General features: G+C 39.3%; 11 protein-coding genes. 10 read left to right on the top strand and 1 reads right to left on the bottom strand.

Features of this window, described 5'->3' with window-relative positions:
* Positions 1–209: 209 nt before the first annotated feature.
* The 3 genes from xthA to H5072_RS05020 are packed head-to-tail and all read left to right on the top strand — an operon-like array spanning position 210 to position 2,481.
* Positions 210–1,016 (top strand): exodeoxyribonuclease III, encoded by an 807-nt coding sequence (gene xthA / locus H5072_RS05030; RefSeq protein ID WP_024596546.1) that lies wholly within the window; start codon positions 210–212, stop codon positions 1,014–1,016.
* A 5-nt stretch (positions 1,017–1,021) separates the two neighbouring features.
* Complete coding sequence (locus H5072_RS05025) at positions 1,022–1,669, top strand: energy-coupling factor ABC transporter permease (protein ID WP_182692884.1); 648 nt, start codon at positions 1,022–1,024, stop codon at positions 1,667–1,669.
* On the top strand, positions 1,666–2,481 hold the full coding sequence (locus tag H5072_RS05020; protein ID WP_182692883.1) for a putative RNA methyltransferase: 816 nt from the start codon (positions 1,666–1,668) through the stop codon (positions 2,479–2,481). The genes H5072_RS05025 and H5072_RS05020 overlap by 4 nt, the downstream gene beginning before the upstream one ends.
* Here the strand turns inward: H5072_RS05020 and yfbV are convergent.
* Positions 2,478–2,924 (bottom strand): terminus macrodomain insulation protein YfbV, encoded by a 447-nt coding sequence (yfbV, locus tag H5072_RS05015; protein WP_024596543.1) that lies wholly within the window; start codon positions 2,922–2,924, stop codon positions 2,478–2,480. The genes H5072_RS05020 and yfbV overlap by 4 nt on opposite strands.
* A 282-nt stretch (positions 2,925–3,206) precedes the next feature.
* Here yfbV and H5072_RS05010 point away from each other — a divergent pair, with 282 nt between their 5' ends.
* From H5072_RS05010 to H5072_RS04980, 7 genes are all read left to right on the top strand, one after another.
* Entirely contained in the window at positions 3,207–4,421 is a 1,215-nt protein-coding gene (locus H5072_RS05010) for an acetate kinase (protein ID WP_182692885.1), read from the top strand.
* A 1-nt stretch (position 4,422) separates the two neighbouring features.
* Positions 4,423–6,582 (top strand): phosphate acetyltransferase, encoded by a 2,160-nt coding sequence (gene pta / locus H5072_RS05005; RefSeq protein ID WP_002959697.1) that lies wholly within the window; start codon positions 4,423–4,425, stop codon positions 6,580–6,582.
* A gap of 227 nt (positions 6,583–6,809) precedes the next feature.
* The gene (locus tag H5072_RS05000) at positions 6,810–7,196 is read left to right on the top strand and encodes an ACT domain-containing protein (protein WP_002959696.1); all 387 of its coding nucleotides are present in this window, start codon (positions 6,810–6,812) and stop codon (positions 7,194–7,196) included.
* A gap of 3 nt (positions 7,197–7,199) precedes the next feature.
* Entirely contained in the window at positions 7,200–7,697 is a 498-nt protein-coding gene (locus tag H5072_RS04995; protein ID WP_002959694.1) for a PTS glucose transporter subunit IIA, read from the top strand.
* Between the two features lie 4 nt (positions 7,698–7,701).
* Positions 7,702–8,049: an ArsC family reductase gene (locus tag H5072_RS04990; protein ID WP_002959693.1), complete on the top strand. Its 348-nt coding sequence runs from the start codon at positions 7,702–7,704 to the stop codon at positions 8,047–8,049.
* Entirely contained in the window at positions 8,046–9,176 is a 1,131-nt protein-coding gene (dapE, locus tag H5072_RS04985; RefSeq protein WP_154903259.1) for a succinyl-diaminopimelate desuccinylase, read from the top strand. Before H5072_RS04990 ends, dapE begins: the two co-directional genes overlap by 4 nt.
* On the top strand, positions 9,176–9,874 hold the full coding sequence (locus H5072_RS04980) for a M15 family metallopeptidase (protein ID WP_024595106.1): 699 nt from the start codon (positions 9,176–9,178) through the stop codon (positions 9,872–9,874). The genes dapE and H5072_RS04980 overlap by 1 nt, the downstream gene beginning before the upstream one ends.
* The last annotated feature ends 52 nt before the right edge of the window (positions 9,875–9,926 follow it).

Below are 9,926 nucleotides of genomic sequence, written 5' to 3'. Positions count from 1 at the left end.
GAATTTCGCGCATTATATATTCAATAAAGTTAAGTTCAATTGAATTTTTTATTTATTTAAAAAATTAATACTGCATTTACAATGTTTAAACTTTACTCACCAATTGATCAACATTTGTGCAGCTATTTTCTCATTTCAGTCATGTTATGTACGCGTATTTACTGATACAATTTAATTCATTAAATAGATCCAATTTTAAGGTAAATTTTATGAAAGTGATTTCTTTCAATATCAATGGTCTGCGTGCTCGTCTCCACCAATTACAAGCAATTATCGACAAACATCAACCAGACGTTATTGGCTTGCAAGAGATTAAAGTTCATGACGAAGCATTCCCACTAGAAGATGTACAAAAAATGGGATATCACGTCTACTTTCATGGCCAAAAAGCCCATTATGGCGTAGCTATGTTATGCAAAAAAGAGCCTAAATCGGTCTTAAAAGGCTTTGCTACCGATACAGAGGAATCGCAAAAACGCATGATAAGCGTCACTGTTGAACAAGATAACGGTCGCGACCTTACAGTCATGAATGGCTATTTCCCACAAGGTGATAATATTAATCACGAAACTAAATTTCCTTATAAACGACAATTTTATAAAGATTTAATGACACACCTTGAAACCAACCACACCCCTGATCAAGACGTCATTGTTATGGGCGATATCAACATATCACCCACCGATTTAGATATTGGTATTGGCGAAGTTAATGCAAAGCGTTGGTTAAAAACGGGTAAATGTTCTTTCCAACCGGTAGAGCGTGAATGGCTTGCAACATTACTTAATTGGGGCTTTAAAGACACCTTTAGAGAACAAAACCCAGAAACAGACGATCAATATTCGTGGTTTGACTATCGCTCTAAAGGGTTTGTAGATAACCGAGGGCTTCGAATAGATGTAGTACTTGCAACTAATGAGCTTGCAGCACGCTGTATAGATACTGGTATTGACTACGAACTGCGCGGTATTGAAAAACCCTCAGATCATGCCCCTATATGGTCAACATTTAAGTAATTACTATGCTCAGCATAACAATACAAGGGCTACTTTGGGCCCTTGTAATTATTATTGCCCTACTAAGCTTTGATAAAAAAACATATAAAACATTGCTTAATACGCCAGCCCGTCAAACTGGAGTTCTTGCATGTGCGTTAGTGTTTGCAGTGCTTTGGCGAATAAAAGCAGGAATTTTAACGGGCCTTGATTTACACATACTAGGTGTTACCGCCGCTACATTAATTTTAGGCTGGCGATTAACGATTTTAAGTAGCCTACTTGCCACAGCGCTACTAACTGCATTTGGTCAAATTGAACTTGAACTGTTACCAGTACAACTGCTTATTGGTGCGTTTATTCCTATTTTACTAAGCTACCTTGGCTTTATAATTAGTTACCAGTATTTACCTCGTCATTTTTTTGTTTATATATTTGTTTGTGCGTTTATAACTGCAGGGTTTATAGCCTGTATAAAAATAAGCCTAGGTGCTCTATTTTACTTAGCTATAGGGCAATACAATTGGCAAGAACTTGCAGATAACTACGTTTATTTAAGTGCCATAATTTGGTTTCCTGAAGCAATGCTCAACGGCATGGCTATAACAATTATGATCACCTATCGCCCGCATTGGGTAAAAACTTTTTACGATAAGGACTACCTAGACTCATGAGTCTACAATATCAATGCCCGCTATGTAACCTCGCACTTTTGAAAGCTGATTCAACACTTCGTTGTGCTAACAACCACAGCTTTGATTTTGCCAAAGAAGGCTATGTTAATTTACTGCCAGTACAACAAAAAAATTCAAAACAACCGGGCGACTCCCTTGAAATGGTGCAAGCTAGACGCGCATTTTTAGAGCGTGGGTACTACCGCTTTTTACAACAAAATCTTAGCGAGTTAGTCGGTCGAATAAGCGCGAATACGGTTATTGATTTAGGATGCGGTGAAGGTTTTTATACCCAGGCAATAGCAAGTAAAACAGACGCTATAGTGTACGGTGTCGATATTTCAAAATCTGCCGTTAAATATGCAGCAAAGCGCTATCCTAAGTGCCATTTTAGTGTTGCATCAATTAGCCAAGCGCCTTTTGAAAGCCAATTTGCTGATGTACTTATTAGTGTATTTGCGCCTTTGTTTGAGGAAGAACTTGAACGTCTAGCTAATAAAAACGCAACATTAGTGGTAGCAAGCCCAGGCCCTTATCATTTAAAAGAGCTAAAATCGTATATATATTCAGAAGTAAACGAACATACTGAAATAGCCACGCCAAAAGGGTTTCAAAAATCAGAACAGGCTCTTTTAACAGAGCATGTAGCGCTTAGCTTTACTGATATTAAAAACTTAATAATGATGACGCCATTTGCATGGAAATTTAGACCCGAGCACTGGACAGCACTCGAAGAAAAAGGTGAACACAATGTCACCTTATCATTTTATATTACTCAGTTTACCAAAATAGATGATGGTATAACCCGCTAAAACTGCTCTTTAGTAAATGCTCTATCCATTTTTTCAAACATATCTTTAAGTAAGTTAGCAAGCTCCATATAACGGGGCTTGTTCTCACTTAACTGCGTTTGATATCCATTAGCCGCCATTTTAGTGTACAGCTCGTTGTACCATTTTTGCATCGCAGGATCTAAAGGCGTTTGCGCTCGTTTACCTAACCAAAATAAACCTTGTAAAGGTAACGATATAAAAAATAATGCACTCGCAATAGCTTGCGGTAAAAAATCAGAACCTAAGTAATTAAGCTGAAAAAACAACGTTAGCATAGCCAAGATTGGCATTACTGTAATGGCAAGCTCAGTCGCTCTAATCACTCTAAACTCTAAAAACAAAGGCGCAAGCTCTTTACGCATTGGCCATTTTTTACCATACAAACGGCCTGTTTGTAGTTGTGACATCACACTTTTTTGCATCATGACTCCTCACAGATACTGCTTTTAAATACAATAGAAAACGAGCTATACCAAAGTGTAACACAAAATGAGGGAGTTACACTTTCTCAGTAAAAGAGCTTAAATTTCCCCTTTAATGGCGAACAATCCTAACTTAAACATCATAAATAAGGTAAAATATTTAACATTGAGTTAACCACTTTGCAGTTGAACATTTAATTGTTTTAGCTTTATTTAATACCGTAAGTGTAACTATCACGTATTAACGTTCACTTACTAAATTTGTTTATGGAAATTGAATCTATGCCAACAACCTCCCCTGAATCCCAACATGTTTTAGTTTTAAACTGTGGTAGCTCTAGTTTAAAGTTTGCCATTATTGATGCAAACGACGGTCACGAAATTATATCAGGCCTTGCTGAACGCTTGGGCGCCAAAGCCCCCTCCATTAAATACAAATTTAATGGAACTAAGACGGTTATCGACTTAGCGGCTAATCAAGCACATGCTGAGGCTATAAATACGCTTGTAAGCTTAATAAAGGATCATAACCTTGATGAGCACCTTATTGCTGTTGGGCACCGTGTTGTTCATGGCGGAGAGCATTTCACAAAGTCAGTCTTAATTGATGAAGACGTAATTAACGGTATTACTAAAGCGTCTTCTTTAGCGCCGCTACATGGTCATGCGAACTTGTTAGGTATTTCATCTGCACAAGCTTCATTTATAGGTTTACCCCAAGTAGCAGTATTTGACACAGCATTTCATCAAACTATGGATGAAGTTGCCTACCTTTACGCCCTACCCTATAAGCTTTATACAGGCTACGGTGTAAGACGCTATGGTATGCACGGCACAAGTCATTACTATGTAGCAGAACAAACTGCTAAATTATTAAATCAGCCTATAGAGAAGAGTAATTTCATTAGTGCTCATTTAGGTAATGGCTGCTCTGTTACTGCAATAAAAAATGGTAAAAGTGTTGATACCAGTATGGGTTTAACGCCATTGGCTGGTATTGTTATGGGTACTCGCAGTGGAGATATTGACCCCGGTTTATTTAATTTTTTAACTACACAGCTTAGTTACAACGCTCAGCAAATAGATAATTTATTAAACCAAGAAAGCGGCCTACTAGGTATTAGCGAACTCTCTAACGATTGTCGAACGATTGAAGAAGCCGCTGTTGCCGGACATAAACAAGCACGTTTAGCGCTGGATATTTTTTGCTACCGACTAGCCAAACAAATTGCAGCCTACATGGTACCATTACAACGTTTAGATGCACTTATATTTACTGGCGGCATTGGCGAAAACTCCGATATCATACGTGAAAATGTCATTAATCAATTAGCTTTTTTAGGGTTCAGTTGTGACCAGAAGAGCAATCTTGATGCACGTTTTGGTAATCAAGGTATTATTAGTTCAGCCAATACTTCATCCAAAGTGGTAGTAATGCCGACCAACGAAGAGTGGGTTATTGCACTTGATGCCGCTAACATCGTAAAGGAGCTTTAATATGGCACGTCGTATTATGTTAATTCCTGTGTCTACCGGTGTGGGTTTAACGTCGGTATCCGTTGGTTTAGTTCGCGCTCTTGAGCAAAAAACAGTTAAAGTTAACTTTTTTAAACCCATCGCTCAGCCTCGTTCAGGCGAAACAGGTCCTGAAAAATCAACACAAATAGTCACTCAAGGTTCACCTATTAACCCACCCACCCCTTTTGCTCTTGATTATGCTGAGCAAATGATTGGCGACGGTAAAGGTGATGATCTACTAGAGGAAATTGTTGAACGCTTTGAAAGTAAAATAAACGACGATGAAGTAGCTATTATTGAAGGTATGGTGCCTACTCGTCGCCAACCTTATGCTGGGCGTGTAAACCGCGAAATTGCGCAAACACTCGGCGCTGAAATTGTATTTGTACTTACCCCTGGTAATTACACCATTACTCAAATAGAAGACCGCCTAGAAATTGCAGCAGGTAATTACGGTGGAATCGATCATCCTCGTGTACTGGGCTGTATTTTTAATAAAGTAAATGCGCCACTTGATGAAGAAGGCCGTGCACGCGCCGATTTAGTCGACGCTTACAAACCCGAAGAGCTTGAAAACGAGTTAAATCGTTTAGCGTCTTTACCTATTTTTAAAAAAAATCCGTTTATGTTGCTTGGCGCAATCCCGTGGGATTTTGACTTAGTAGCGCCACGCGTAAAAGACTTAAGCGCGTATTTAAAAGCAACAATAATTAACGAAGGCGATATGCTTCATCGTCGCCTGCGTCGTATCACTTTTTGCGCTCGTACGGTTTCTAATATTTTAAATTATTTTACGCCAGGTGCTTTATTAGTAACACCGGGTGATCGCTCTGACATACTTGTTGCTGCGTGTTTATCTGCTATGAACGGCACTAAACTTGGCGCTATATTACTCACCGGTGGCTTTGAGCCAGAGCCACGTATTATGGCTTTGTGTGAACAAGCTATGCAAACCGGTTTACCAATACTCGCAACCGATGCCGACACATGGCGCACATCACTATTACTGCATAACTTTAATATGGAAGTACCAAATGATGATGACCAACGCATTGAAAAAGTAAAAGATCACAACGCAGAACATATCAATTCAAGCTGGCTCGATACTCTAGCTCAAAGTGTAGGCAAAACGCGTAAGTTATCACCACCTGCATTTCGTTATTTATTAACCGATAAAGCACGTAAAGCAGATAAAACCGTAGTATTACCAGAAGGGAATGAACCTCGTACAATTAAAGCGGCTGCTATTTGTGGTCAACGTGGCATTGCTAAAACTATATTGCTTGGCGATCGCGAAGAAATAATGCGTATTGCACAGCAGCAAGGTATTGAGCTAAACGAACATGTAAGTATCATCGAGCCAAAAAGTATTATAAATGATTATATTGCGCCTATGGTCGAAATTCGTAAAAGCAAAGGCCTAACTGCTGTAGTAGCACAAGAGCAACTACAAGATAACGTCGTACTTGGCACAATGATGCTTGAGCAAGGTAAAGTAGATGGTTTAGTATCGGGCGCGGTAAATACCACTGCCAATACAATTCGCCCGCCCCTGCAGTTAATTAAAACAGCGCCAGGATCATCACTAGTATCATCCGTATTTTTTATGCTGCTACCTGATCAAGTGTTAGTTTACGGCGACTGTGCAATTAACCCCGACCCTAATGCTGAACAACTTGCTGACATAGCGATTCAATCTGCCGACTCTGCAGCTGCATTTGGCATAGAGCCACGTGTAGCCATGATAAGCTACAGCACGGGTACGTCAGGTACGGGTGCCGATGTTGAAAAAGTACGTGAAGCCACAAAAATAGCAAAACAAAAACGTCCTGATTTAATTATCGACGGCCCACTACAATACGATGCCGCTATAATGGAAAATGTAGCACTTAAAAAAGCACCTAACAGCCCTGTAGCTGGTAAAGCGACTGTATTTATATTCCCAGATTTAAATACAGGTAATACAACATATAAAGCAGTACAACGCAGTGCCGACTTAATAAGTATCGGCCCTATGCTTCAAGGTATGCGCAAACCCGTAAACGACTTGAGCCGTGGTGCATTAGTCGATGATATTGTGTATACAATCGCCTTAACTGCAATTCAGGCAGCCCAAGCAGAAGCGCTAATAGCACATTAAACACAACGTGTGCTTTTTATAGCCTAGCTATTATTTATTTAATAATTAACTAGTTAGGCTATTTATACCCTGCAACCCCCATACTTATCCACAGAAATTGTGGGTAAGTTTTTAATCTCTATTAAAACCCACTTCCAAATGCTCATTTTAGTCACGCTTACACCTTTAACTTGAAGGCAATAATCTATACTATAAAGCTATCAATAATGCTGTATCGCAGGCGTTTAATGTCAAAACAAACATTACAATTACACAGCACGGTTTTATCTATTCACAGTTTAGATGTTGACGCCGATATACCTGCGGCGCTACTCAAGCTTCCTTTATTTTTTATATCTAAAACCCAGGATGAACTATCTATTGTTTGCCCTAGTAGCTTTGAAATAGAGAGTTTAGATACCGAATCTGATTGGCAAGCACTTGAGGTGGTTGGCCCACTTGGTTTTTCGCTGACCGGAATAATGGCTAATATATCGGGTGTATTAGCACGCGCTAAAATTTCTATTTTTTCAATCTCAACCTACGATACCGATTATATTTTAGTAAAAAAGCAAACGGCCTCACTAGCACTTAACGCCTTAAAAAAAGATGGTTACAACGTGGTGGCCCAATAGCATATGAAAGCACAAACAATTGAATATCTAGCACTCAATAAAACTCCCCGCAGTGCCATCCTTATTACAAGCCCATTTACAGGTAAAGTAATACCGCTTCAAGAACACCCCGAACCTATTTTTAGGTTTGGTATTCTCGGTCCTGGTATTACTGTAAAGCTCAGTAGCCACAAAATTTTAGCGCCGTTTGATGGCACGTTATTACAAGTAAAAAACGCAGGTACTGAGTTTATTTTACAGGCTAAAAATGGTTTAAAAGTTTTAATCAACTTAACTATTACCGGTTCGCAATCAATTACACATACTCATATTGCACAATTAAATGGTAGTGAAATAAGTAAAGGCCAGCGCCTCGCTTATTTTGATTTACGCGAACTAGAAACGCCTATGCTGGCCAGTTTAATCTTACTTAACGGCCATAATCTCGGCACATTTCATTACTCACATTCGCATGTAAATGCGGATGTAGATACCTTATTAACTATTATTAAGAAGAACTAAATTTATGATCACTCTATACGGTATTAGCAATTGCGACACGATAAAAAAAGCAAAAAAATACTTAGCCGACAACAACATCGAATTTACGTTTCATGATTACCGCAAAGATGGCGTAAATGAGCAAATGGTAAGTGATTTTGCAGATAAACTCGATTGGGAACAGCTTGTTAATAAACGTGGCACAACTTATCGCGCACTAACTGATGAGCAAAAACAGAGTTTGACTAAAGAAAGTGCTATCCCATTGTTAGTTGAACAACCTGCCATGATCAAACGCCCAGTACTTATTAACAATGGCAGTTACCACTTAGGTTTTAAAGCAGCCCAATACGATGAGATATTTAAATCATGAAAGATGATGTAATTGCACTCGCTCAAGCACTAATACAACGTGAGTCAGTAACGCCCGAGGATGCTGGCTGCCAACAGATGATGAACGATCGCCTTGCTGCGGTTGGTTTTAATATTGAGTCATTATTTTTTACCGACACATTAAATACATGGGCTCGAAAAGGCACACAATCACCGCACTTTTGTTTTGCAGGCCACACTGATGTTGTGCCAACAGGCCCTGAAAAAAATTGGCAACACCCGCCGTTTTCAGGATTAATAAAAGACGGTTTATTACATGGGCGCGGCGCTGCCGATATGAAAGGCTCGTTAGCTGCAATGCTTGTTGCAACCGAGCGTTTTGTTACTAAACATCCAGATCATAAAGGCTCAATTTCTTTTTTAATAACCTCCGACGAAGAAGGCCCGTTTATAAACGGGACTACCCGTGTAATTGATACGCTAGAGGCGCGCGGTGAAAAAATTGATATGTGCCTAGTAGGCGAGCCTTCATCACGAGATGTATTAGGTGATGTTGTTAAAAATGGCCGCAGAGGTTCACTTACCGCTTTTTTAACCGTTAAGGGTGTACAAGGGCATGTCGCCTATCCACATTTAGCACAAAACCCAATTCACCTAGCAACCCCTGCCCTTACTGAGCTTAGCCAAACGGTGTGGGATAACGGAAATGAATACTTCCCTGCTACCAGCTTTCAAATTTCAAATATTAATGGCGGCACAGGTGCAGGCAACGTGATCCCGGGTGAGCTAGAAGTACAGTTTAACTTTAGATTTAGCACGCAAGTAACACATGAGCAATTACAACAACGTGTAAATGACATACTACAAAAGCATAACTTAAATTATGAATTAAGCTGGATAGTAAATGGCTTACCTTTTATTACCGAGCACGGCCCACTTGTTGATGCCACAGTAAAAGCGATTAAATCAGTAACCGGTTTAACCACAAACCTAGAAACTACCGGCGGCACATCAGATGGTCGCTTTATTGCACAAACAGGTGCTAAAGTAATTGAACTTGGCCCACGTAACGAAACTATTCATAAAGTAGATGAATGCGTAAGTACCGATGATTTAATAGCCCTTACCGACATTTACGAGCAAATACTAGAGCAACTTTTAGCATAATGGATGTAACTAAACCAACATCGATAATGTGTATCACAGGGCAAAGTGATACACATTTAACTGACATACAAAATCATCGCTTGCACAGCGCTATTATTAGCGACTTTTTAGCGCTGCAAAGTGCAGCTCAAAAAGCGGGATTTGATCTTACTATTGCCTCAAGTTTTCGCGACTTTGAACGCCAGTCAATTATTTGGAATAATAAGTTTTTAGGTATTCGACCTGTTTATAATAAACAGCAAAAGGTTGTAAATTTAACTAAATTAAATGATGTAGATAAATGCATAGCAATAATGCTCTACTCTGCACTACCTGGCGCAAGCAGACACCATTTAGGGACTGACTTAGATGTGTTTGATAAAGCTGCGGTCAGTGATGATTATAAGCTACAGCTAACACCTGATGAATACCTGCAAGGTGGGCCGTTTGCACCTTTAAGTAATTGGCTTGATACTAACTTAGTTAAATTTGGTTTTTATCGCCCTTACCAGCATGATTTAGGTGGCGTAGCACCTGAGCTTTGGCATATAAGCCATATTAAGCAATCACAATTATTAGTGAATAAACTTAGCGAGCAAGTACTTTTTGAATGCATAAAAAACAGTGAACTACAGGGTAAGCAGGCAATACTTGATAACTTACCTGCTATTTATAAACGCTTTGTAACAAACGTAAGCCCACACCTAAAAGAAGGTTAGGTTTTATTAAGCCTTCTTTTTATTTAAAATAAACACCAGCACGGCCCCTAAT

It is taken from the genome of Pseudoalteromonas sp. SR45-5 (assembly GCF_014163565.1).
GTDB classification, from domain to species: Bacteria; Pseudomonadota; Gammaproteobacteria; order Enterobacterales; family Alteromonadaceae; genus Pseudoalteromonas; species Pseudoalteromonas distincta.
This window is presented reverse-complemented; position numbering and strand designations above follow the sequence as displayed.

Excerpts from the sequence above, each read along its gene's own strand:
- xthA (WP_024596546.1), top strand. The coding sequence starts at position 210 with ATGAAAGTGATTTCTTTCAATATCAATGGTCTGCGTGCTCGTCTCCAC.
- H5072_RS05025 (WP_182692884.1), top strand. The coding sequence starts at position 1,022 with ATGCTCAGCATAACAATACAAGGGCTACTTTGGGCCCTTGTAATTATT.
- H5072_RS05020 (WP_182692883.1), top strand. The coding sequence starts at position 1,666 with ATGAGTCTACAATATCAATGCCCGCTATGTAACCTCGCACTTTTGAAA.
- yfbV (WP_024596543.1), bottom strand. The coding sequence starts at position 2,924 with ATGCAAAAAAGTGTGATGTCACAACTACAAACAGGCCGTTTGTATGGT.
- H5072_RS05010 (WP_182692885.1), top strand. The coding sequence starts at position 3,207 with ATGCCAACAACCTCCCCTGAATCCCAACATGTTTTAGTTTTAAACTGT.
- pta (WP_002959697.1), top strand. The coding sequence starts at position 4,423 with ATGGCACGTCGTATTATGTTAATTCCTGTGTCTACCGGTGTGGGTTTA.
- H5072_RS05000 (WP_002959696.1), top strand. The coding sequence starts at position 6,810 with ATGTCAAAACAAACATTACAATTACACAGCACGGTTTTATCTATTCAC.
- H5072_RS04995 (WP_002959694.1), top strand. The coding sequence starts at position 7,200 with ATGAAAGCACAAACAATTGAATATCTAGCACTCAATAAAACTCCCCGC.
- H5072_RS04990 (WP_002959693.1), top strand. The coding sequence starts at position 7,702 with ATGATCACTCTATACGGTATTAGCAATTGCGACACGATAAAAAAAGCA.
- dapE (WP_154903259.1), top strand. The coding sequence starts at position 8,046 with ATGAAAGATGATGTAATTGCACTCGCTCAAGCACTAATACAACGTGAG.
- H5072_RS04980 (WP_024595106.1), top strand. The coding sequence starts at position 9,176 with ATGGATGTAACTAAACCAACATCGATAATGTGTATCACAGGGCAAAGT.